The 22850-nt window shown below is 69.0% G+C and carries 14 protein-coding genes and 1 pseudogene; 10 read left to right on the forward strand and 5 right to left on the reverse strand.

The window, feature by feature from the left end; translation table 11 throughout:
• Both BCD48_RS01825 and BCD48_RS01830 read left to right on the forward strand, forming a co-directional pair.
• A partial coding sequence (locus tag BCD48_RS01825) for an IS630 family transposase (protein ID WP_116271393.1) occupies positions 1–654 on the forward strand: 654 nt, incomplete at its 5' end.
• Positions 655–963: 309 nt separating this feature from the next.
• The gene (locus BCD48_RS01830; protein WP_083418043.1) at positions 964–3198 is read left to right on the forward strand and encodes a diguanylate cyclase domain-containing protein; all 2235 of its coding nucleotides are present in this window, start codon (positions 964–966) and stop codon (positions 3196–3198) included.
• Positions 3199–3357: 159 nt separating this feature from the next.
• On the opposite strand, the gene BCD48_RS01835 is transcribed toward BCD48_RS01830, so the two are convergent.
• The gene (locus tag BCD48_RS01835) at positions 3358–4218 is read right to left on the reverse strand and encodes a LysR family transcriptional regulator (protein ID WP_071046470.1); all 861 of its coding nucleotides are present in this window, start codon (positions 4216–4218) and stop codon (positions 3358–3360) included.
• A gap of 97 nt (positions 4219–4315) precedes the next feature.
• Between BCD48_RS01835 and BCD48_RS01840 the strand changes: the two genes are divergently transcribed.
• The 7 genes from BCD48_RS01840 (at position 4316) to BCD48_RS01870 (ending at position 14817) form a co-directional block, all read left to right on the forward strand.
• Positions 4316–5161, forward strand: coding sequence for a TauD/TfdA dioxygenase family protein (locus tag BCD48_RS01840; protein ID WP_198543035.1), 846 nt, complete (start codon positions 4316–4318; stop codon positions 5159–5161).
• Entirely contained in the window at positions 5158–6726 is a 1569-nt protein-coding gene (locus BCD48_RS01845) for an ABC transporter substrate-binding protein (RefSeq protein WP_083418044.1), read from the forward strand. Before BCD48_RS01840 ends, BCD48_RS01845 begins: the two co-directional genes overlap by 4 nt.
• A 22-nt stretch (positions 6727–6748) precedes the next feature.
• The gene (locus tag BCD48_RS01850) at positions 6749–7696 is read left to right on the forward strand and encodes an ABC transporter permease (protein ID WP_071046476.1); all 948 of its coding nucleotides are present in this window, start codon (positions 6749–6751) and stop codon (positions 7694–7696) included.
• Positions 7693–9783, forward strand: coding sequence for a dipeptide/oligopeptide/nickel ABC transporter permease/ATP-binding protein (locus BCD48_RS01855; RefSeq protein WP_083418045.1), 2091 nt, complete (start codon positions 7693–7695; stop codon positions 9781–9783). Before BCD48_RS01850 ends, BCD48_RS01855 begins: the two co-directional genes overlap by 4 nt.
• Positions 9780–10826, forward strand: coding sequence for an oligopeptide/dipeptide ABC transporter ATP-binding protein (locus BCD48_RS01860; protein ID WP_071046478.1), 1047 nt, complete (start codon positions 9780–9782; stop codon positions 10824–10826). The genes BCD48_RS01855 and BCD48_RS01860 overlap by 4 nt, the downstream gene beginning before the upstream one ends.
• Positions 10827–11041: 215 nt before the next feature.
• On the forward strand, positions 11042–13324 hold the full coding sequence (locus BCD48_RS01865) for an arylsulfatase (RefSeq protein WP_241841445.1): 2283 nt from the start codon (positions 11042–11044) through the stop codon (positions 13322–13324).
• A 317-nt stretch (positions 13325–13641) separates the two neighbouring features.
• On the forward strand, positions 13642–14817 hold the full coding sequence (locus BCD48_RS01870; protein WP_241841446.1) for an ABC transporter substrate-binding protein: 1176 nt from the start codon (positions 13642–13644) through the stop codon (positions 14815–14817).
• 191 nt (positions 14818–15008) lie between these two features.
• Here the strand turns inward: BCD48_RS01870 and BCD48_RS01875 are convergent, their stop codons facing one another.
• The 3 genes and pseudogenes from BCD48_RS01875 to BCD48_RS01880 all read right to left on the reverse strand — a co-directional run bounded on the left by BCD48_RS01875 (position 15009) and on the right by BCD48_RS01880 (position 19586).
• Positions 15009–17423 (reverse strand): putative bifunctional diguanylate cyclase/phosphodiesterase, encoded by a 2415-nt coding sequence (locus tag BCD48_RS01875; RefSeq protein ID WP_071046481.1) that lies wholly within the window; start codon positions 17421–17423, stop codon positions 15009–15011.
• 259 nt (positions 17424–17682) lie between these two features.
• Positions 17683–17867, reverse strand: a pseudogene (locus tag BCD48_RS50985) (IS110 family transposase); the annotation flags it as partial.
• A gap of 189 nt (positions 17868–18056) precedes the next feature.
• Complete coding sequence (locus BCD48_RS01880) at positions 18057–19586, reverse strand: PucR family transcriptional regulator (protein WP_071046483.1); 1530 nt, start codon at positions 19584–19586, stop codon at positions 18057–18059.
• Between the two features lie 119 nt (positions 19587–19705).
• Here BCD48_RS01880 and gabT point away from each other — a divergent pair, with 119 nt between their 5' ends.
• Positions 19706–21142, forward strand: coding sequence for a 4-aminobutyrate--2-oxoglutarate transaminase (gene gabT, locus BCD48_RS01885; RefSeq protein WP_083418047.1), 1437 nt, complete (start codon positions 19706–19708; stop codon positions 21140–21142).
• Between the two features lie 178 nt (positions 21143–21320).
• Here gabT and BCD48_RS01890 read toward each other — a convergent pair whose 3' ends face one another.
• On the reverse strand, positions 21321–22472 hold the full coding sequence (locus BCD48_RS01890; RefSeq protein WP_071046486.1) for a TetR family transcriptional regulator: 1152 nt from the start codon (positions 22470–22472) through the stop codon (positions 21321–21323).
• Positions 22473–22850: the final 378 nt, after the last annotated feature.

The following is a 22850-nucleotide window of genomic DNA, read 5'->3' on the forward strand; positions in this document are numbered from 1 at the left end:
GACCTGGACCTGCGGCCGCACCGGGTCCGGGGCTGGCTCAACCGGCCGGCCGACCCCGACTTCGCGGTGAGGGCCCGCGCAGTCTGTGATCTCTACCTGAACCCGCCCGCGGGGGCGGTGCTGCTCTCGGTCGACGAGAAGACCCAGGTCCAGGCGGTCGCGCGGCGCCACCCCGACCGGCCCGAACGGCCCGGCCTGCGGACACGCCGCGAGTTCGAGTACGTCCGGCACGGCACCGTGAGCCTCTACGCCGCGATGGACGTGACGACCGGCCAGGTCCTCGGCGAGATCATCCCCGGCCGGAACGACTCGACGAACTTCTGCTGGTTCCTCACCCAGCTCGACCAGGCCATCGACCCGGCACTGAAGATCCACCTGATCCTCGACAACGGGTCGGCGCACACCTCCCGCCAGACCCGGGCCTGGCTCGCGGCACACCCGCGCTTCACGGTCACCTTCACCCCGAAGCACGCCAGCTGGCTGAATATGGTCGAGATGTTCTTCTCCACCCTGACCCGCCGCCTCCTGCGGCGCGGGAGCTTCACCTCCCGCGAGGACCTCGCCGGCAAGATCCTCAACTTCATCGAGGTCCGCGACCGCGACGCGAAGCCCTACCGCTGGACCTACACTGGCGAACTCCTCAAAGCCACCTGAAACCGACGCAGTCACGACCCCCGCAGGACTTACGCGGGGCTGCACTAGGGGCCGCTCGTCATCCGGATGGCGTGGCACGGCGCGGGCACGGCCTCGCGGAAGCGATCCGGCGTGCCCCGCTGCTCGGACGGTGAGTCCCCGCAAGGGTTGATCGCCGTCGCATCCGCCTCGTCGCGGTCTGAGTCCGTGCCCGGTCGCCCTGTTGCGCCGTCGTGATCGTGGGAAGGCTGGGGAGGTGGGCTGTGTGTAGGGCGGTGTGAGGTGGCAGATGGGATTCCAGCGCACGGCACCGAGCCATGATCCGCCATCGTGATCGGGCAGCGCGGCGCGCCCTGCCTGATTGATTTCGCGCTGGCGACGACCTTCGCGGTGGTCCAGCCGGGGTTCGTGCACCACAGCGAGATCGTCGGGACGTTGCCGTACCTGGCGCCGGAGCAGACCGGTCGGACCGGTCGCCAGGTCGATGCCCGGGCCGACCTGTACGCGGTCGGGGCGACGCTGTACGAGCTGGCGACCGGCGCGCCGCCGTTCGGCGTCGGCGACCCGTTGCAGATCATTCACGGCCATCTCGCGCGGGTGCCGGCGGCGCCGTCGGTGGTGAATCCGGCGGTGCCGGCCGACCTCTCGGCGATCATCATGCACCTGTTGGAGTTGGAGAAACGCACCATCGTGGACGGTATTCTGCGGGCCGATCGGATCCAGCGTGCCAGCGGGAGAGCCGTACGCCGTCCGCGCGGAGAGGTCGCCGTCGGTTCGGCGGACGGGAGCCGGGAAATCCAACAGATGGCGGCGCAGCGCCTCGGTTGGCCATGGCGCGGTCGAGCTGTCGCGGTATGCATCCAGGCAGTTACGATGGGCTGGTTGGGGGGAGTGGTGGCGAGGCTCCGCGTTGTCGGGGGCGCAGTGCCAGGCCTTCGACGTTCGGCCGGTTGGTCCCACGGGCCGGGGTTGTTCCGGGGCGCGGTGGTGGGTGGCATGCTGCTCGTCGGGCTGGCAGCCGTGCTCATGGCACTGCTGGGCCCGGATTCTGTCCTGATCGCGACGGCGGTTGCCGCGCTCGCCTCTCAGGTTGCCGCCGCGGTGGCGTGCTTCTGGAGCGCTCGGCACGCAGCGGCCGGTGACCGGCGATGGCGGGTGCTCGTCGGCGTGTTTGCGGCTGGCGTGGCGGGGAGCGCCCTCGTCGCCGTGGTGACGTTGCTGAACGATGGCTCGGTCGCTTCCCATTCGACGTCGGAGTATCTGGCCCTGTTTCCCATCTACGGGCTGGCTCTGGTTGGGCTGTTATGCCTGCCCACCTACCCAGTCCAGGCCCGGGGCGAGCGTGGGCGGAGGGGTGGCACGACTCGTTGGCATGCGATCATCGTGCTGGACAGCGTGCTGATCGTCGGTTCGGTCTTTCTGTTGGAATGGGGGACGGGGCTGGAGGTGGTCGTCCGGGCGAGCGCGCCCGAACCTTCGCTGCTCTTGCTCGCCCTCGCGCACCAGGTAACTGCGCTGATCCTCGCGGCGGCTGTCCTGTTGATCGCGACCTTCCGCCGGCCGCGGTCCCCGGCGACGTTGGCGTTGCTAGGCAGCGGCCTGCTGGTCTACGCCCTTACGAACGGCGTCGTGACCTATCGCGTGGCTCAGGGCCACTACGACCTTCCCGCGTGGAGCCTGATCTCGTACGTCGTCTCCTTTCTGCTGATCGCTCTCGCCGCGTTGGTGCCGGCCCGCGCCCGAGTGGACCTGGACGGTTCGGCCCCGCCCGGCCCGCGGGCGACGTGGGCGCATGCCGCCCTGCCGTATGCCTTGCTCGGCATGGCCGGCCTACTGATTCTCGGCAGGCTGGCGGCGGGTGCACCGTTCGACTGGGTCGAGGCATATGGCACGGTGTCGTTGCTGGTCTTGGCGCTCGCGCGTCAGATGATCACCCTCGCCGAGAACACCCACCTGCTCACCGAGGTGAGGGAGCGCGAGAGGCAGCTGCACTATCAGGCGTTTCATGACCCACTGACCGGTTTGGCGAACCGGGCATTGTTCAGCCAGCGCCTGCAGCGAATGGTCGACCCCGGCGCCGATCCGAGTATTGACGGCGCACCCACTGGCCGAGAGGCCGTCGTCTCCCTTCTGTTCGTTGACCTGGACCAGTTCAAGCGGGTCAACGACGCGTTCGGGCACGCTGTCGGCGACGAACTCCTCAAGATCAGTGCGGCGCGGCTGCGGGCCGGAACTCGCGCCACCGACACGGTCGCCCGCCTTGGTGGCGACGAGTTTGCCGTCATCCTTGCCGACGCTGGCCCAGACAGGCCAATCCAGGTCGCCGAGCGGCTCGCGACCGCGGTTCAGGCGCCTTGTCAACTGGCGGGCCAGACCTACATCCCGCGCGCCAGCTTCGGTCTTGTCTCCCTTGACTGCACCGCGCGGCGAGCAAACCCCGACACCCTGCTCCATCAGGCCGACCTGGCGATGTACACAGCGAAGCGCGAACAGACAGGCAGGCCGGTCGTATACGACCCCGACCTGACCGTCCACTTCGACCAGGACCAACCACATCGTTCCTAGTCGGCGCCACCCGAGCGCGATCCACCAGGGACCGGACCGGCGGGCGTGTTCGCGTCGGCCTGGCTCGGGCACCGGTTCACCGCGTACTTCGGCTGCCGGCCCGGGTCTCGACCGTCTGGCCGAGGGCGGCGTGGCGACCTCGGCCGCGACTCGAGGTTGTCAGGTCGTCAGCATGCGAAGGAACGCCTCGGCGGCGGGGGAGCCGTGTGGCCTGCGGATCGCGGCGAGGTCGGGACTGAGGTCGGGGCGGACCCGGCGGGCGACGACGCCGTCGGTGCTGATGCGGGCATGGCGTGATCCCGAGATGAGCGTGGCGCCGAGGCCGCCGCGGACCAGCTCGATCGCGGTGCTGTGGTCCGAGCATTCCGCGGCGATGGTTGGCCGCCGGGCGAGGTTCCGGAAGAACGCGTCATGCCTCGTGCGGGTGGAGGTCCCGGACAAGGGAACGATGAGCGGCACCTCGGCGAGGTAGCGCACTGTGACCGATTCGCCGGGTGGCGCAGTGCCTTCGGGGAAGAGCGCGAGCAGTTCCTGGGTGCCGGCCGGGACGTGTGGCAGATCGGGGGGTACCTCGGTGCCGTGGATGACTCCGATGTCGCAGCGGGCGTTGCGGACGGCCTCGACGACGGTTCGGTCGTCAGTTGGCTGCTCGACCAGCAGTCGGACGCCGGGGTGACGCCGGTGGAACCGGACGACGAGATCGGCGGTCTCGACCGCGGCTGTCCGGACTCCCATGACACTGAGCTGGCCGCTGAGCAGGCCCGCCACCGCCTGGACCGCCGTCTGGGCGCTGTTCACTTCGGCGAGCGCTCGGCGCGCTGGCGTGAGGAGGGCCTCGCCTGCGGCCGTCAGGCGGGCGCCGGTCGAGTTGCGATGGAAGAGCCGAGAGCCCAGTTCCTTCTCGAGGCGCGCGACGGCATGTGAGAGGGCCGGCTGGCTCAGGTGCAGCGCGCTGGCGGCGTCGGTGAAAGTTCCGTGCTCGGCGATCGCGATGACACACCGTAACTGATGCAACTCCACGATCTATCTATATCGTGCATGAACCCGGGCGACAACTTCTATTGGACGAATGGAACGTCGGAGGAGACTCTCAGAGCCCAGAACGAAGGAGGCCGATGTGGATGTTCTGCCTGTGTCAGGCGCGCTGGGCGCCGAGATCCGTGGCGTCGAGATTCGTTCCTTGGGCCGTGGCCAGATCGCCGAGGTTCGCGACCAGCTGCACCGCTACGAGGTCATCTTCTTCCGCGGGGCTCGGCTGGGGCCCGAGGAGCACCTGAAGGTCGCCGAGAGCTTCGGCGAGGTCAGCATCTTCCCCCTGTCCCGGCTGCGAGGGGCGACGGAGCCGACCCTCCAGGTGATCAGCGATGGGCCTGACAGCCCGCCCGAGGCCGACTACTGGCACACCGACGTCACCTGGGCGGCGGAGCCACCGAAGTACGCGTTGCTGCACGCGGAAGTTGTGCCCGAGCGTGGTGGCGACACCCTGTGGGCCTCGATGACCGCTGCCTACGACGCGCTGTCACCGACCATGCAGCGTCTGCTTGCTGGCCTGGACGTGGTGCATGACTGTCAGAGCTTCATCGAGGGTATGCGCAGGAAGGGCGTCACCTCCGATCTCGAAGTGCTCGTGGCGCGGCTGCGGGAGGCCTATCCGCCGGTCAGGCACCCGTTGGTGCGGACCCATCCCGAGACCGGTCGGCGCGCGCTTTTCCTGGGCGGTCGGTTCATGCGGCGCATCGAGGGGATGCGTGAGCACGAGAGCCGAGCGCTGCTCGACCTGCTGGCCCGGCACATCGAGGATCCCCGTTTCCAGTGCCGCTGGCGCTGGCAGCCCGGTGACCTGGCGATCTGGGACGAGCGCAGCACGAACCACCGCAGCGCCGCCGACCACTTTCCCCAGGTTCGCGTCGTGCGCCGGGTCGAGATTGCTGGCGATCGCCCCTTTTTCCAGGCCGCGGCATGATGGGGCGCAGGAGCCGGCGCGGGGTCTTAGGCGGCGCCGTCGCGGCTGCCGTCTCACTCCTCGCGGTCGTCGCCTGCGGTGGATCCGGCGGTGGCCCGGCGGGAGCCCCGGGCGCGAACACCGACAACGGCGTTCTGCGGATGGCCTTCGACCTGAGCGGTACCGCCACCCCGGTCACGTTCGATCCCGCCGGGGGCACGGCGGCGGGCGCGCAGGTGGCGTGGCAGCTGCCTATCTATGACTCGCTGCTGCACTACGACACGTCCGGCGCGCTCGTCCCTGGGCTGGCGACGAGTGCCACGATCTCCGACCCGTCCACTGTGACTGTCACACTGCGCTCTGGGCTGGTGTTCTCCGACGGCACGACGCTGGACGCGAACGCGGTCAAGGCGTCCATCCTCCGCAACAAGGCCGAGCCGCAGCACGGACAACTCAGCGCGGTCCTCCAGAACGTTTCCACGATCGACGTGGCCTCGCCCACGTCACTGACCATCCACCTGTCCAAGCCGAACGCGGGCGCGTTCTATGCGTTGCTCGCCGGGCCGGAGACCTTCGTCAGTCCCGCCAGCGCCGATCTGGCCCGGTCACCGGTCGGGGCGGGGCCCTTCATGCTCGCCCAGTACGTGCCGCAGCAGCGGATGGTGCTTAAGAAGAACCCGCGGTACTGGGGCGCGAAGGACATCCACCTCGCCGAGATCGACATCGTCAGTGTCAGCGCCGGGCCTCAACAGGTGAACGCGATCAAGTCGGGCCAGGTGAACTTCAGCCTCGTCCAGCCGGCCGACATCCCGGCGATCCGCTCGGACTCCTCGCTGCGCCTGGTCACCCACACCACCGACACCTCGCTCCTGTGGATGCCGTTGTGCAAGTCCGAGCCGCCCCTGGACAAGCCGCTGGTCCGGCAGGCGCTCAGCTACGCCGTGGACCGGGATGCGATCAACCAGGCGGTGCTGCAGGGCGCCGGCGAGCCGGCTGTCTCCTTCTGGCCGAAGGACAGCGTCTTCTACCCGAAGAGTCTTCCCGCGAAATACGCCTTCGACGTGGCAAAGGCGAAGCAGCTCCTGGCCCAGGCTGGCTACCCGAGTGGCTTCGACCTCACCCTCGTCCTCCTGCCCAGCTCTCCCGTCGCGAGCCAGACGGCGCAGATCATCCAGTCGGCGTGGAAGGCCATCGGCGTCAACGTCACGATCAAGCAGTCGTCGAACTTCGTCAGTGACCTCTACATCAACCATCTCGGCCAGACCTCGATCGTCCCCGCCATCGGGACCGGTGTGGACAAGTTCAAGACCCTCACCCCCGGGAATGTCGGCGACCTCTGTGGCTACGAGAACCCCGAACTCACCAAGATCTCGACCCAGCTGCAGGGCATCGCGCCGAACAGCCCGGCCGCGGCCAGCCTCTGGGCCGACGCGCAGAGCATCATCTCCCGAGATGCCCTGGCGATCTGGCTTGACTTCCTTCCCACGGCCGCCGCGGTCAGCCCGAGCCTGGCCGACCTCAACCTCGTCACGTCCTATTTGGTGCCCGTGCCCGATTATCACACCGTCCGTGTAGGCCGCCAGTGATGACGAGGAGGCTGAGGGGCACGTGATTCGATTAGTGCTGCGCCGGCTGCTGGTTCTGTTACCGATGCTGTTTGTGGTCTCGTTTGGTGTGTTCCTTCTGGTCGCGCTGGTGCCGGGAGACCCGGCGGTCACCCTTGCCGGCGGCGCCAGCGCGACACCCGAGACGATCGCGAACGTCCGTGCACAGCTCCGTCTCGACGACCCGCTGCTGGCGCAGTACTGGCACTGGCTGGCGGGGATTGCCCGGCTCGACCTCGGCCGGTCGCTGTTCAGCGGCATCCCGGTCGCCCACGAGATCGCCGCGCGGCTGCCAGTCACCCTGAGCCTGGTGATCGCCGCCACGCTGGTGGCCGTGGTCATCGGCGTGCCGCTCGGGGCCGTCTCAGGCCTGCGGCCGGGAAGCACGGCGGACGCGTCGGCGCGCGTGACCTCGAGCCTCGGGCTCGCGGTCCCGAACTTCTGGCTGGCGGTCATCCTGGTATCCCTGCTGGCGGTCCGTTTCCAGGTCTTCCCGCCGACGGGGTTCACCCCGATCTCGTCATCGTTCACCGGTTGGGTACAGACGGTCACCCTGCCGGCGGTGGCGCTGGGACTCGCGCCGGCGGCGGGTGTCGCCCGGCAGCTGCGGCGCTCGCTGGCCGAGGTCCTGGAATCCCACTACGTCCGGACCGCCTGGGCGAAGGGCGCCGGCACGACCCGTGTCGTAGTCCGGCACGCGCTCAAGAACGCGGCGATCCCGGCGGTGACGGTCCTCGGTGTTCAGATCGGCTTCATGCTGGGCGGCGCGGTAATCATCGAGCAGATCTTCTCCATCCCAGGGCTCGGAACCTACATGCTGCAGGGAATCACCGGTCACGACCTGCCCGTCGTCCAGGGCGTCACGCTGGTGTTCGTCGTCTTCCAGATGGCCATGAGCCTCCTCGTCGACCTCAGCTACGGGTACCTCAATCCCAAGGTGAGGGTGGCATGAGAGACCTGACGGCGCCTCGGGCCGGAGACGATGTGGCCTCGGTCAGCGAGGCCCTGATCGGCGAGGTCCCGGTCGGCGAGGTCCCGGTCGACGAGGGCCAGGCGACGGCCGCCTTCGTACAGCCCGGACAAGGAGCGGACGAGGAAGCGAGTCCCGCCTCCGCCGGCACCTGGCGGCGGCTTGCGCGGCAGCGGGGCGCGGTCGTGGCGGCGGGCTGGCTTCTCCTGCTCGTTCTGGCCGCGACTCTCGCGCCCTGGGTGACGCTGCACGCGCCGGCGGCCCAGGACCTGCTCCACAGCTTCGGCGGTCCGTCGGCCTCCCACTGGCTCGGCACGGACGACCTGGGGCGTGACGTGTTCTCGCGGCTCGTGTACGGAGCCAGGTCGAGCCTCCAGGTGAGTTTCGAGTCGGTCGCGCTCGCGCTCGTCCTGGCGATACCCGTGGGCCTGTTCGCCGGGTATCGCGGCGGGCAGGTGGACAACATCGTCATGCGGTTCGTGGACGGCGGTATGAGCGTTCCGCCGCTGGTCCTGGCGCTGGCCGTCGTCGCCGCGCTCGGACCCGGGGCGAACAACGCCTCCCTTGCCCTGGCGATCGTGTTCATGCCGGCGTTCACGCGCCTGATCCGGGGCCAGACCCTCGCCGTCAAGGAGGAGACGTTCGTCGAGGCGTCCCGGTCCCTGGGCACCCCGCCAGTGCTGATCGTCGCCCGGCGGGTGTTCCCGAACGTCGTCTCGACGATCATCGTTCAGGCGTCGCTGACCCTGGGCGGTGCCCTGCTGGCCGAGGCGGCGCTGAGCTTCGTCGGCCTCGGCGCCCAGCCGCCGTCACCGAGCTGGGGATCGATGCTGCAGCAGGCGTACAGCACCGGTCTGTTCACCCACGCCTGGAGCCTCGTCGTCCCGGGTGCCGCGATCGCGGCAGGTGTGCTGGCGTTCAACACACTCGGCGACGGGCTTGCCGCGGCGCTCGGGGTGGGGCGGCCCTCGAACGGACGTCGTCGGCGCTGGGGCAAATCGAGACTCTCGCGTGGTCTCACCCGCGTCGACCGCGGGCCCGTGACGGCGCCGCCTGCCCCGCGGTCCCCGGACGGGGACACGTCCCGGGACACACTGCTGTCCGTCGAGGGGCTGCGCGTCGTTCTGGACACGAGCGCAGGCCCGGTGCCCGCCGTCGAGGACGTTTCGCTCCGGATCGGCGAAGGCGAGATCGTCGCGCTGGTCGGCGAGTCGGGTTCGGGGAAGTCGCTGACGTCCATGGCGATCATGCGCCTGCTGGCCTCACCGCCCGCCGCGGTCGCCGCCGGGCAGGTCACCTTCGCGGGCCAGGACCTGCTGTCGATGGATCTTGGCGAACTGCGTCGAATCCGGGGGCGTGACATCGGGATGGTGTTCCAGGACCCGATGTCCAGCCTGAATCCCTCCATTCGCGTGGGCGAGCAGATCGCCGAGGCCGTGCGGCTGCATGAACGTGTCGCCCGGCGGACGGCACGGGAACGGGCGGTCCAGATGCTCGTCGAGGTCGGCATCGCCGACCCGGCGGCCCGCATGCGCTGTTATCCCCACGAACTGTCGGGCGGCATGCGCCAGCGCGTGATGATCGCGATGGCACTGGTGTGCGGGCCCCGTCTGCTGATCGCTGACGAGCCCACCACAGGCCTCGACGTCACCGTGCAGGCGCAGATCCTGGAACTCCTGCGCCGCCTGCGGCGGGAACGGATGGCGGTCCTGTTCGTCACCCATGACCTCGGGGTCGTCGCGGACCTGTGCGACCGCGTCGCCGTCATGTACGCCGGCCAGATCGTGGAGGAGGCGCCGATCGACGATCTGTTCGCGCGTCCCCGCCATCCCTACACCGAGGGGCTGCTGCGCGCCTCCCGGTCGGCGCAGGACGCTATCGGCGAGTCCGCGGCCATCACCGGGAGCGTGCCCGCTCTCGGCCGGCGGCCGGCGGGTTGCCATTTTCATCCACGGTGCCAGTACGCGATCGACCTCTGCCGGACCGTGGACCCGCCGCTGGTCAGGGAATCTGGCCGGTACGAGCGCTGTCACCGGGCGGCCGAACTGACGCTGCGTGGTGTCGCATGAACGCTCCCGCGTACGCCGCGCCGCCGGCGGCCGAGATCATCGACGCACAGGTGCACTACACCCGCCGAGGATGGCCTGGGCGCACGGCGACCGTGCGCGCGGTGGACGGCGTCAGCCTGTCGATCATGCCCGCTCGGACGCTGGGCCTGGTCGGCGAGTCCGGGTCCGGCAAGTCCACAGCGGCTCGGGTGCTCCTGCGCCTGCTTGAGCCCACGTCCGGTCGCGTGTTGCTGAACGGCCACGACGTCACGGCGGTGCACGGCCGGGAACTGCGCGCGCTGCGCCGGCAGACCCAGATGGTGTTCCAGGATCCCTACTCCTCGTTCGACCCGCTCGCGTCGCTGGCCGACAGCCTTTCCGAGGCGCTGCGGGGCCGTGCGGAGCGCGGCGCCGAGCGGCTCGCGGCCGCCGCCGAGCTGATGGCGCAGGTGGGACTGTCCCCGTCCCTCCTGAGCCGCCACCCACGGGAACTGTCCGGCGGCCAGCTGCAGCGGGCCGCCATCGCGAGGGCACTCGCGGCCGCCCCGTCGCTGGTCGCTCTCGACGAGCCGGTCAGCTCACTCGACGTGTCCACCCAGGCCCAGATCGTCAGCCTGCTGCACAGCCTGCAGGCGCAGACAGGCCTGGCGTACCTGTTCATCTCGCATGACCTGTCCGTCGTGCGTCGCCTCAGCCACGACGTCGCGGTGCTGTATCTGGGTCGAGTGGTCGAGTCGGGGCCGGTCTCGGCGGTCTATGAACGACCTCGCCACCCCTACACCGCGGCCCTGCTCTCGGCCGTTCCTATCCCGGACCCCGCCCGACAACGATCACGACCGCGCATCGTGTTGCAGGGCGACATCCCGTCCCCGTCCAACCCGCCGTCCGGATGCCGGTTCCGGACCCGCTGCCCCTGGGCGATGCCCGTGTGCGCCCAGACCGATCCGCCCGCCACGACAACCGAGGACGGCGTTACCACCTACTGCCATCTCCACAGCGACGGGCCACGGCTGGCCGGTGAGAGCGTCCTGACGCTCGGAGACCGACCTGACACCACCGCCTGACCGCACAGACACGCTGTCACACAGGCAGGCTTCCGCCCGCGTGCCGGCGGCCCTGACCGCTGGTGGGTGAAGCGGCGCCGGCCCGGGTCGGGCCGTCGACCGACACGGGCGTGGCCGACGCCTGACATCTCCACCAGCTGTGCGATTCCCGTGCCGGACCTCTGGACCGCGCACCTGACCAGGAGACGCTGACCACCGGCTCCGAAGGAGAACCTGTGCCCGTCGAGACCCGCCCGCAGCTCGGTATGACGGTTGCCGAGAGCGTCCCCAGCTATCCGCGGGCGCCGAAGCCCGCCGCTGGCGCTCCCAACGTCGTCGTCATCCTGTTCGACGACATGGGCTTCGCCCAGCTCGGCTGCTACGGATCGGACATCCGCACCCCCAACATCGACCGGCTGGCGGCCGGCGGGCTCCGCTACAACCGGTTCCACGTGACGTCGCTCTGCTCACCGACGAGAGCCAGCCTCCTGACCGGCCGCAACCACCACGCCGTCGGCATGGGCTTCCTTGTGGACCTACCGCTGGCGTTCCCCGGATACACCGGCCGGATCCCCAAGTCCGCTGCCGCGCTGCCACGGCTGCTGCGCGACGCCGGCTACAACACGTTCGCCGTCGGCAAGTGGCACGTCCTGCCGCGCGGAGAGCGCTCGCCGGCCGGCCCCTTCGACCGCTGGCCGCTCGGCATGGGCTTTGAGCGCTACTACGGATTCCTGCAGGGCGACACCAACCAGTGGACGCCGAACCTCGTGTCCGACAACCAGTACATCGACCCGCCCCGGCGGCCCGAGGACGGCTATCACCTTTCCGAGGATCTCGCCGACACGGCGATCCGGATGGTCACCGACCAGCAGCACGCGGCGCCGGGAAAGCCGTTCTTGCTCTACTTCTCCCTGGGCGCGATGCATGCGCCGCACCAGGTCGCGCCGGAGTGGGTGGCCCCCTACCAGGGCCAGTTCGACCATGGCTGGGACCGGTGGCGCGAGGAGGTCTTCGCCCGGCAGATCGACGCCGGGATCGTGCCCGCCGGCACCGTTCTCACCGAGCGGCCGCCGTGGGTGGCGGGCTGGGATGAGCTGACGCCCGACGCCCGGCGGATGCACGCGCGGCCCCATGAGGTCTACGCCGGTTTCCTCAGCCACACGGACGCCCAGATCGGCCGCCTGTGTGACGCCCTTGAGCGCCTCGGTGTCCTGGACAACACGCTGATCCTGCTGATGTCCGACAACGGCGCGAGTGCCGAGGGCGGGCAGCACGGCACCGTCAACGAGCACCGTTTCTCCAACCGCGTCCGGGAGACGGTCGAGGGAAACCTCGCCAGCCTGGAGGACTGGGGAGGCTTCCGGTCCTACAGCCACTACTCGTGGGGGTGGGCGTGGGCCGGCAACACACCCCTGCGGCTGTGGAAGCGCTACACCTGGCTCGGCGGGACGCGGGTCCCACTCGTGGTCCACTGGCCCGCCGGCATCCGCTCCCGAGGCGAGATCCGTGGCCAGTTCTGCCACGCCGTCGATGTCCTTCCAACGGTCCTTGACGTCTGTGGCGTCGAGGCCCCTGATGCGGTGGACGGCGTCACCCAACAGCCGATGGACGGCGCCAGCTTCACTGCGAGCTTCGAGGACGCCACCGCGCCGGCCGCGCGCCAGACCCAGTACTTCGAGATGCTCGGGTCCCGCTCGATCGTGAACGGCCGGTGGAAGGCGACCACCGACCACGTGGCACGCGGCGTCGTCGACGAAGAAGAGCTCATGACCGGCAGCCGCGACTTCGCCGCGGACCACTGGGCCCTGTTCGACCTGGAGCAGGACTTCTCCGAGGCGGCGGACGTCGCCGCGGTCCACCCTGAGACGGTGCGCAGGCTGCAGGAGGTGTGGCTGATCGAGGCCGGCCGTAACAACGTCATGCCGATGTCCGAGGGCCTGACCGACCGGATCGGCGCCATCGTCCCGGCCGACTATTCGCCGGGGAACAAGGCCGTGTTCCGGCCGGGAGGCTCACCGATCTTCGACGAGAGTATCCCGAACCTCTCCTTCGGGTTCCGGATGTCGGTCGAAGCTGAGGTGGCACCCGAAGGGGCCCAGGGCGTCCTGCTGGCACTGGGCGACTGGAACGGAGGCTATGCGCTGTACGCCGTCGACGGCCTGCTCCGGTTCACCCTCTGCCCCGCGGGGGACCCGGTCACCGTGAAGGCCTCCACCCCCCTTTCCCCCGGACGGCACTGCCTGTCCGTCACCTTCAGCCCCGATGGTCCGGGCGGGGAACTCACACTCGCCTGCGACGGGGAAACACTCGGATCGGCCACGATGACCGTTGGCGTGCCCTTTGTCATGCAGCATGGCGGCGCGCACCTCTGCCTGGGCCATGACCGAGGGTTCCCCGTGTGCGACGACTACGTCCCGCCCTTCCCATGGCGGGGGGCAATCCACGACGTGACCGTCGAAACACCCGTGCTCGGCCGGTCACCGGCGGCCGATGTACGCGCCGCGCTGCACGCCGACTGACACGTCCCGGCGAGCAGCAGGCTGACGCAAGCGGGAGGTACTCGGCGAGGGTGGTGGGCAGATCCGGCCCGCGCTCGCGTGCGCGGCGGTGGGTGGTGGGGGACCGGGGCCCGCCCGCAGGCGACCAAACACGGCCGAACGATGTGTCAGATGATCCAGCTCAACGTCGTCCTGCTGCTCCTGGGCCGCGCTCATCGCGTGGCGCCGATTCGGCGCCTACCCGTTCACCTCGTACGAAGGCGGGGTGAGACGGGTGGGAGCCGGTATGAAGGAATCATATGTTATCGCGCACACGACTCGTATCTTTAGGGTTAGCGATGGCGACCCTGGTCGCCACGGCTGCCAGCTGCGCATCTTCAAGCGGCGGAAGCGGCACGAATGCGGCCTGCGACTCGCCTGGAGTCACCCCGAGCCAGGTGACGCTCGGGTTCATCTATCCCGCGTCAGGTGCGTCGAGTTCCGCGCTGTCCGCGGCTCGCGCCGGCATCGATGCCAGGATCGGCCTCGCGAACGAGCAGGGCGGCATGCACGGCCGACGGATCACCTACCAGTGGCGAGACGACGAGAACACTTCATCCGTCACCGCACGCGCGACCGAAGAGCTCGTTCAACAGGAGCATGTCTTCGGCCTGGTAGCGGCCAGTGCCTCCCTCGGCGGCTCGCTGGACAGTCTGGCGCAACAGGGAATTCCCGTTGCCGGACTCGCGGTCGATCCTGCCTGGGCTGGGCGCGAGAACATGTTCTCCTTCATCTACTCCGCCTCACAGGCAGTTGTCGGGCGTTACATCCGGGAAGCCCACGGCACCAAGGTTGCTATTATCACCGCAGGTCAGTCGGCCGACTCCGCCGCGAACGTGACGTTGTATGAACAGGGCCTGCGGGCCGCGGGGGTCAGCGCGGTCGAGGTTTTTCCCTATGCGGTCGCTAGCGGCAGTCCCGCCCAGCTGGCCAGCAAGATCATGGCATTCGGCGCTGATGCGTTGCTGGGTATCATCGCTCCGGAAGGTTTTGGCCAGGTCGTACAGGCAACGCGCGCGGCGGGTGCGCACCTCGCGGTCAGCGTCGTGCTCGCGGGCTACGACCATAGCGTGCTGGCAGCGGATGGCCAGGCGCTCGCCGGCGTGTCGATGCCGGTCTTCTTCCGTCCGTTCGAAGCGGGCGGCCCAGCAATCGAGAGATACCACAGCGCCATGGACCGCTACGCTCCGGAGGCGCGGGACGCCGACCAGCAGTTCGCGATGTTCACCTACATCAACACTGATCTGTTCCTGCGCGGACTCTACCTGGCCGGGCCCTGCCCCACCCGCGACAGCTTCATCAAGGCCCTGCGCAGCGTCTCCTCCTATGACGCGGACGGACTCATTGAACCCGTCGATCTACGCGACTACTCGGGCAAACCACTCTCCTGCTACTCGTTCGTCCAGGTGGCTCCCGGCGGCGCGGCCTTCCAGCTGGTGCGCAAACGAGTCTGCGCCGACGGCACCTCCGGCTGACAGGGTGGGGTCTGATGTGCCCAGCGGTGACGGATGAGTCCCACGCACCGCCGGGCGCTGCCGGGGCGTGGACGCGCGATTGCGACGACCGCAGCCAGGTACCGGTGCCCCGACGACGTTGAGCGCGGTCTTCGGCTGGAGTGTCAAGTTTTATTGACAGACCCTCCCGAGGTGCGCTGCCTGGTCGCGGTTCATCGGGTTGTCGTTACTTCGGCGAGGTGGTGAACGGCGATTGACGGGCCGAAGTAGGGGCCTTGACCGCAGTGGCAGCCGGCCGCCTTGGCAATGTCGGCTTGATGCTGGTTCGCGAGTCCTCGCGCAATGACGGTGGCCTTGAGCGTGTCGGCGAGACGGACCAGGCCGATGATCAAGCTTGTCGGTCCGATCTGGGTCTGACCTGTGTTCGTGGCAGCGTCGAGTGTCAGTGCCTGATCGACCTTGATGATGTCGACTGGTAGCCGGCGGAGGCCGGCGAAGCCGCTGGAGTCGGCGCCGATGTTGTCGAGCGCGATCCGCACGCCGCACCGGCTAAGTTCGCTCAATGCGCGCGCGGCGGCGTCGAGATCAGGGCCGGTGGTCGTGCCGCTGATCTCGATGACCAGTGCCGGGGGCGGCACGGCGCGACGGCGCAGATCCGCGACGACGCGCTCCACCAGCCAGGGCCCGCCTAGCCGTGGCGGGGCGATGTCGATGTGCACAGCGACTTCGGCGCCGAACCGGTTTCGCAATGCGGGCAGGTCTGCACAGATCGCCGTGAGGACGTAGCCGTCGAGGACTGCTCCGGCGTCGCCAGTCTGGTCTGGGCCCGATCGGCCTGCGGCGGCCCGGGTCGCTGTCGCCGTGTCGGGGGTGGACGACCAGGATGGAAAGGCTTCGAACGCCACGATGCGATGGTCGGCGAGCGCGACGATCGGCTCGTAGTCCACGCGGAAGTCGGCCGGTCCGTCCTGGTGTGTCGGCCTCAGGGCGGCGCCGTCGAACGGGGAGGCGGACAGGTCCGCCGGGCCTGTGTCCGGGTGGAAGATGACGACCTGCCCGTCGGTCCGCCGCTTGGCGACGTACATCGCCGCGTCCGCGCGGCGTAGCAGCTCGTCGGCGTCATCCGGGCGGGTGTCGGCGCGGATCGTGGCCATGCCGATGCTGACGCCGACGTGTTCGGTCCGGCCGTGGAAGACGAACGGGTTCCGTAGCGCCTCCGCAACCCGGTCGGCCACATGGTGAGGTGCCTCCGCGTCGCCGGCGAGCACGATGGCGAACTCGTCGCCGCCCAGGCGTGCGACGAGGTCGGTGTCGCGGACGCAGCCGGTCAACCGGCGGGCCACCGCGACGAGCAACTCGTCGCCGGCGGCGTGGCCAAGGGTGTCGTTGACGGCCTTGAATTTGTCAAGGTCGCAGAACAGGACGGCGGCCTGCCGAGGTGGGAGTGAGCGCTGTTCGCCGTGGTTGGGCGCCCTCTCGTCGTGAGCCGAAGGGGCTCCGCCTCGCTGGGCGGCGAGCTCGTCCTCGAGTCGTCGGTTGAACAGCAGCCGGTTGGCCAGGCCGGTCAGCGGGTCGTGGAATGCCTGGTAGTGCAGCTCCTGACGCGCCCGTCGGACCCGGGACAACAGAACGGTGTTCTCGGTAAGAATGATCATCTGGCGGACCACCACGAAGACGATCAGAAGGATGCTGACCGCGATCTCGACCGAGTCAAGACGCCCGCCGACCGCGAGCGTTGCCACCAGGACCACGGCCACCGCCATGGGTGCGTAAGGCAGGAACACGTAGGCCCAGGTGAGGACTCCGTGATGACGGTGACCGCGGTCGCCGCGCCGGTCCGGCCTGGGCACGCCGACCGCCAGCGCGATGAGCATGATCCCGACTATGGCGAAGGCGGTGTACTCGGGGCCCAGCATGCGTCCGCCCGTGCTGATGGTGCGGATCCAGGCGCCGTGGGTGATGATCTGAGCCGCCAGGCCGACGCCAAGCAGCAGCAGCGCTCGCGGATTGGCCGGCCGCCGGAATGTTGCCTGGAGGACCACGATCACGGCGAGGGTCATGGCGATGATCGGATAGAGCACGGCCATGATGTACTGCATCATGCCGGGAGGACCGGAAACGATCACGGTTTTCAGGATCGCGGCCCAGGCGATCAGGAAGACCGATCCTGTGATCAACAATCCGTCCAGGACCACGACCAGCGATCGTGGAGTGATCTTCCCGGCTGGTTCGGCCGCGTCGCCGTCGTCTTCCGGGGTGAGCGGGGACGTGGGGAACAGTACCAGCGCTACCCCGGCAGGCAGTGGCGCGACAAGGAAGAACAAATCGCTGTAGGAGACCGCGGTCCACGAGGCGCTCAGGCCGAAAAAGCGAAGGTACACCAGGGGTATGGCACACCCGATGGCGCCGATCAGTGCCCAGACGGCCATGAGCAGCCGCCAGCGAAGCTCCGCCGCCCGCGCCCGCCGCATGGTCCACACGGCGGTACCCAAGCTGAACAGGAGCGCGGCCAGGGTCGAGGCGGCCGACAAGGTCCCGCTCACGCGGGCGGGCATCTCCACCCAGAACACCGCGAGCGCTGCGAGGAACACCGCCGCGACCAGCACCCAGCGCTTCCAGACTGACATCGACACCGTGCCGTCGAATGTGTCAGCTTCGCCGGGCGCCGAACTAGCGGATAACGGTGTGTACATACATGACAGAATAGATCTGCTGCCTGTGTTGCGGCCAGTGGGAGCGCCTCGACAAAATTTGCCAAGCCCGGAAAATCGGTCATCTCCGCTCCTCGGCCTAACCTAGACGCTTCTATAGATCGTCAAATGGCATGACTGTGGCCCTGAATCTTGATCGGATCTGGCTTCTTGGAGGTGGCCGCGGCGGTCATGGTTACCGTGTTCGGTAGGGTTCGCGGGCGATGCATTGTTTCAGGCAGCGCGGATCTCCGGGACCGTCTTGCCTTCGGCGGTGCGGCGGGCGACGTAGGCCTTGGTGGTCGGGCAGGTCCGCATCCTGCTGATGGTGATCGTGTGGATCGCGCGGTTGAGGGCGCGGTCGCCGCCGCGGTTGAGTCGATCCGTCGTATGGGTGGCGCACCTCGACAACGTCCGAGCTGGCGCTCGCCCGCCCGGCGATCCAGTAGCTGGCCACCGACTCCTCCATACACGGCCTCCTCACGGCGTTCATGCCGCGAGACTAGATGCCAACAAGCGTCAAGGCTCATGCCGGTCCGTACAGCGGGGACGGTCAGAATCGCCAAAACGTCACTCCGGATCGGCCGGCACCGTCTCGTCCAGCAGGTGCAGCGCGAACCACAACTCGGCGCGGAATCCGGGCGCGTCCAGGCTGCGCCCGGTGAGCTGTTCCACTTTACGCATCCGGTTGCGCAGGGTGTGGCGGTGCACACCGAGACGCGCCGCTGCCGGGTCCCACTGGCCGTGGTGCTGTAGCCACACCCGGAGCGAGACGACCAGGTCGGCGCGGCCGTCCCCATCGTGGTGTATCAACGGTGCCAGCAGCGCCTCGGCGAAACCGCGCGCCCGCGCGCCCGGCAGCAGCCGCAGCAGTCCCTGCCCGGCAAGGTCGGCAAAGCGCATCACCGGGGCGCCGGCGGCGGGTACCGACTCCGCTGCGAGCGTCGCCTGGCGGTATCCGTTGACCAACGTCCCGTACCCGACCGGCTCGCCGACCCCGATCCGCAGCCCTGCGACGCGGCGCGACAGCGACGACAGCCACGTCGGGCCCGAATCGCCCTCGCCCGTCAGGACGACCACGTACGACCCGAACTCGGCGAAGAACAGCGACTTGCCGGGCTGGCGCGCCGCAATCTCCAGCAAGTCGGCCGCTGCCGCGCGCGCCGCGACCGGCCCAGCGAGGGCGTAGACCAGCAACGGCTCCTCCGGCAACGCCCCCGACAGGTGCGCCGCGGTCCCGCGCGCCAACTCGGCCTGGCCTGCGGCCATCAGGTGGAACAGGCCGGTCCGCAGATGCTGGTACGTCGTGGCGAGGGTTCGTGACTGCTCCAATGCCAGGGTCAGCAGGGCCGCCGCGGTGTTGGCGATCTGGCGATCGGTGAGGTCAAGCGGGGCAAGGCGACCGACGGCGAGGAACCCGCGTGCCCGGGCGCCCAGCGTCTGGATGAACACCTCGTCGACTCCGTCGGTGATCCCGGCGCTGGCGACGGTGCCGGCCGACCGCAGCCGGTCGAGATCGGGGGCGAGCAGGACCGCCTTCCCCGCGGCCGACGCGGGTGCCGCCTCGTCCGGGTTACCTGCGGAGTCGAGCAGCAGGACCCAGGCGCCGAGCAGGCGGGACAGGCGGTCGACGAGCGCGGCAAACCCGTTCGGACCGGCGGCTGCTCGCGTGAGTACGTGCTGGGCTTCATTGGTACGCCTCACCGCTGCATACTGGTCCGCGGCGACCGCCTCCGACACTGCCTTGCTGATCGCGATGAATGGGGTGCTCCGCAGCACCTCGAAGAGCGGCAGCCCCGCAACCTCGGCAGCCTCCGACAGCCCGACCGGAACTGTGTCGTGGCTGAGCCCGATGCCGAAGCCGAGCCCGACGATACCGGCGTCGCCAAGGCGGGCGACGTAGGCGGCGCACGTGGCCGGGTCCTGCCGCAGGGCCAAGCCAGTGGTCAGCAGCAGCTCGCCGCCCTGCAGGAACGGGGTGGGGTCGGTCAGCTCGGTGGAGTGCACCCAGGCGATCGGCCGGTCCAGGTTGGCCTCGCCGGCGAGAACGGACAGGTCCAGCGAGCGGTCGCTGACAAGACTACGCAGCGTCAACGGCATCCGTGCCCCCTATCATGGCTATCTTCGATCGCGACCTCTACACAACGGCGTAGGATCATCATCAACATAGCCAGTTTGGCACTCGCCTCGAGTGTGGGATGCCGCGCACTGTTGCACGCATGTCTACCGCCACTGACCCCGCCGCCACGAATCCGACGGCCGCGTCCCCTTCCCCCGCGCTCCTTCCCGGTGCGCTTCTTCCCGCCGCACCTCGCGGCGTGACCGGCGACGCCGTTGCGGCCATCGCGCGGCAGTTGTGTACCGAGGTCCCGGGCCCCCGCTCCCAGGAGTTCGCCCGGCGCCGATCGGCCGCCGTGGCGCGCGGGGTTTCCAGCGCCCTGCCGGCCTTCGTGGCCTCCGCGGGCGACGGGCTGCTCACCGACGTCGACGGCAACACCTTGATCGATCTCGGCTCCGGTATCGCGGTCACCAACGTGGGTGCCGCGCCGGCCGTGGTCGAGGCGATCCGCGAGCAGGCCGGCGCATTCCTCCACACCTGCTTCATGATCGCTCCCTACGAGGGCTACGTGCGCGTCTGCGAGGAGCTCAACACCCTCACCCCGGGTAACCACGACAAGCGCACCCTGCTGCTCAACAGCGGCGCGGAGGCGATCGAGAACGCCGTCAAGGTCGCCCGTCATGCGACCGGCCGCCCCGCGGTCGTGGTTTTCGACCATGCCTACCACGGGCGCACCAACCTCACCATGGCGTTGACCGCCAAAGCCATGCCGTACAAGCACCGGTTCGGTCCGTTCGCACCCGAGGTCTATCGGGTGGCGATGTCCTACCCGTACCGCGACCCCGCCGGCTATTCAGGCGCTCAGGCTGCCGCCCGCGCTATCGACCAGATCGACAGGCAGATCGGCGCCGGCTCCGTCGCAGCCGTGCTCATCGAGCCCATCCAGGGGGAGGGCGGCTTCGTCGTGCCCGCGCCCGATTTTCTGCCCGCCATCGCCGAGTGGTGTCGGGACAACGGCGTCGTGTTCATCGCAGACGAGATACAGACCGGCTTCTGCCGTACCGGCGACTGGTTTGCCTCCGAGCACGAGAACGTCGTCCCCGACCTGGTGGTGACGGCCAAGGGCATCGCCAACGGGATGCCCCTGGCGGGCGTCACCGGCCGCACCGAGCTCATGGACGCGGTGCACCTGGGTGGACTCGGCGGGACCTTCGGCGGCAACCCGGTCGCCTGCGCGGCGGCGCTGGCCACGATCGCAACCCTGCGCACGCAGCAGTTGGACGCTGCCGCGCGGGCGATCGCGGACTCCGCACTTCCACGCCTGCACCGGCTTGCCGAAACCACCCCGGCCATCGGCGACGTCCGGGGCCGTGGCGCCATGCTCGCCATCGAGCTGGTGCGGCCCGGCACAGATGAGCCCGACCCGCGCCTTACCGCGCAGGTCGCCGCTCGCTGCCACGCCGCCGGGGTCGTCGTGCTCACGTGCGGCACGCACAAGAACGTCATCCGTCTCCTGCCACCGCTGGTCATCCCGCCGGCTGTGCTCGACGAGGGTCTGTCGGTTCTCGAGAATGCCGTCGAGCGCGCCTCCTCGTAGGACAGCCGCATTTCGAGATGTATGACTGGTTTTCATGTTGTGGTGATTTAGGTGGTTACCATCCGAGCCTCGCGAGGCGTGTTCTGTGGTGGAACCAGCGGGCTCGCGCTTGGTGGCGGCGACGCCAGGTCGACCAACGTTCGTCGAGGTCGTCCTCGGACGACCACTCGACGGGTGATCACTGCGGTCCTGTCTGGGTACGGACGGACCGCGTCGTTGCGAGCCGAGGGAACAGTTCGTCCTGAGTCCGTCCGACCAGACGACGTAGCAGTCCGTCCCGGTCGAGTCTCGAGAAGCGCTGTGGGTCGATCAGGTCGCTCCAGCACAGCCCGTCGAGCGCGAGCCGGCGCAACTGCACGTCGAGCCAGAGCGGTTCGGGCAGAGCGTCCTCCGCGGAGTCGATGATGCGGCTGCTCTTTGCCAGTTCGCTGCTGAGATGCGGCGCCGAAGAAATCGCCAGAATCCAGAGAAGGGTCATTGTTGCGTCGGAGTGGGCGATGTTCGCGCGCGCGTACGCGAGCGTCCTGAGGTCCCATCCGCGCTCACCGAGACCAGCCTGGCTGATCTCCGCGCTGCCGGCTGCGATCTCGTCGAAGAACGACTGCAGCATCGCGCCCTTCGAGTCGAAGTGGTACAGGATGCCGCTCTTGCTGATGCCGGACTCGTTGCGAACACGCTCCATCGTCACGCTGGAGCCGCCGAGCTTGAGCGCGACGTGCCGCACCGCCTGCAGGATGCGCTCCTTCGTCGCCCCGCGATGGCGTCGACTGGGGCTGGTCGGGAGGCTCTCGACGTCGATCGGCTCGGGAGACCACGTGAGAACCTCGGTCGCGAGTCGCTCCATGCGCTGCGCGCTGAAGCGATGCGGATTCAGGATCTTCGTCCAGCACAAACCGTCAATGGCAAGTCGCCGAAGGCACGCGGTGGACACCAGTTCCGATCCACCGGGATTCGCGTCCTGTAGCCGGAAGAACGCGGCCCACTCGGTCAGAAGTCCGGGGTCCTGCGCGAGACCAAGCATGAGGGCCAAGCGATAGCGCATCCCGGTGCCGAGAGTGACGTCCGCGTATCCCGCGATGCTGTCGCCGCCACCTGAGACCTCGCGCTCCAGCGCGCCCCGGTAGGCGTCGAGGGAATGACGTATCGTCGCCTCGAGCAGTTCGGTCTGGCTCCGAAAATGGTGGGCGAGCCCCCCGCGCGAGAGGCCCGTCTCGGCGCGCAGGGCGTCGACCGTCAAGCTGGTGGGCCCGTTGCGCGCGACGATCGTGAGCGCTGACTCGATGATTCGCTGAGGCGTGAAGGCGCCTCGTGTCGAACTCTGGCTTGCCACCTGCCGATACTAACAACCAGGGCGACTCGCCCGGCCATCTGGGCGTCGCGACGAGCATCGCGCACGGCTGTTCGAGCCCCGAAAAACCCCATCGAAAACCTGGTCTGCTACCCCGTCGTTAATCCTTGAGGTCATGGGGGTCCGTGATGATGCCGGTGGGGTGGGTAGCTCGCCGGGGTGAGGTATGCGACCCGGTGGCGGGCTGACGCCCGCCGAGCAGATACGACGCGAGCGGTCCGGCTGGCTGCCGCCGACCGGTTCGCCCAGGGGGTGGGCCAGGCGGAGGTGGGAGTTCCATGTGACGCCGAAGACCGTGAGTCGCTGGATCGGGCCTGGGAGGACGGCGGTGCCGGTGCGCCGCGGTCGCGGGGGGCGTTG

The organism is Pseudofrankia coriaricola, from assembly GCF_001854805.1.
Lineage (GTDB): Bacteria > Actinomycetota > Actinomycetes > Frankiales > Frankiaceae > Pseudofrankia.

What these genes read in the sequence shown, in the direction of transcription:
- BCD48_RS01845 (WP_083418044.1), top strand. Translation starts at nt 5,158, where the DNA reads ATGATGGGGCGCAGGAGCCGGCGCGGGGTCTTAGGCGGCGCCGTCGCG.
- BCD48_RS01855 (WP_083418045.1), top strand. Translation starts at nt 7,693, where the DNA reads ATGAGAGACCTGACGGCGCCTCGGGCCGGAGACGATGTGGCCTCGGTC.
- BCD48_RS01860 (WP_071046478.1), top strand. Translation starts at nt 9,780, where the DNA reads ATGAACGCTCCCGCGTACGCCGCGCCGCCGGCGGCCGAGATCATCGAC.
- BCD48_RS01870 (WP_241841446.1), top strand. Translation starts at nt 13,642, where the DNA reads ATGGCGACCCTGGTCGCCACGGCTGCCAGCTGCGCATCTTCAAGCGGC.
- BCD48_RS01875 (WP_071046481.1), bottom strand. Translation starts at nt 17,423, where the DNA reads ATGTCAGTCTGGAAGCGCTGGGTGCTGGTCGCGGCGGTGTTCCTCGCA.
- BCD48_RS01880 (WP_071046483.1), bottom strand. Translation starts at nt 19,586, where the DNA reads ATGCCGTTGACGCTGCGTAGTCTTGTCAGCGACCGCTCGCTGGACCTG.
- gabT (WP_083418047.1), top strand. Translation starts at nt 19,706, where the DNA reads ATGTCTACCGCCACTGACCCCGCCGCCACGAATCCGACGGCCGCGTCC.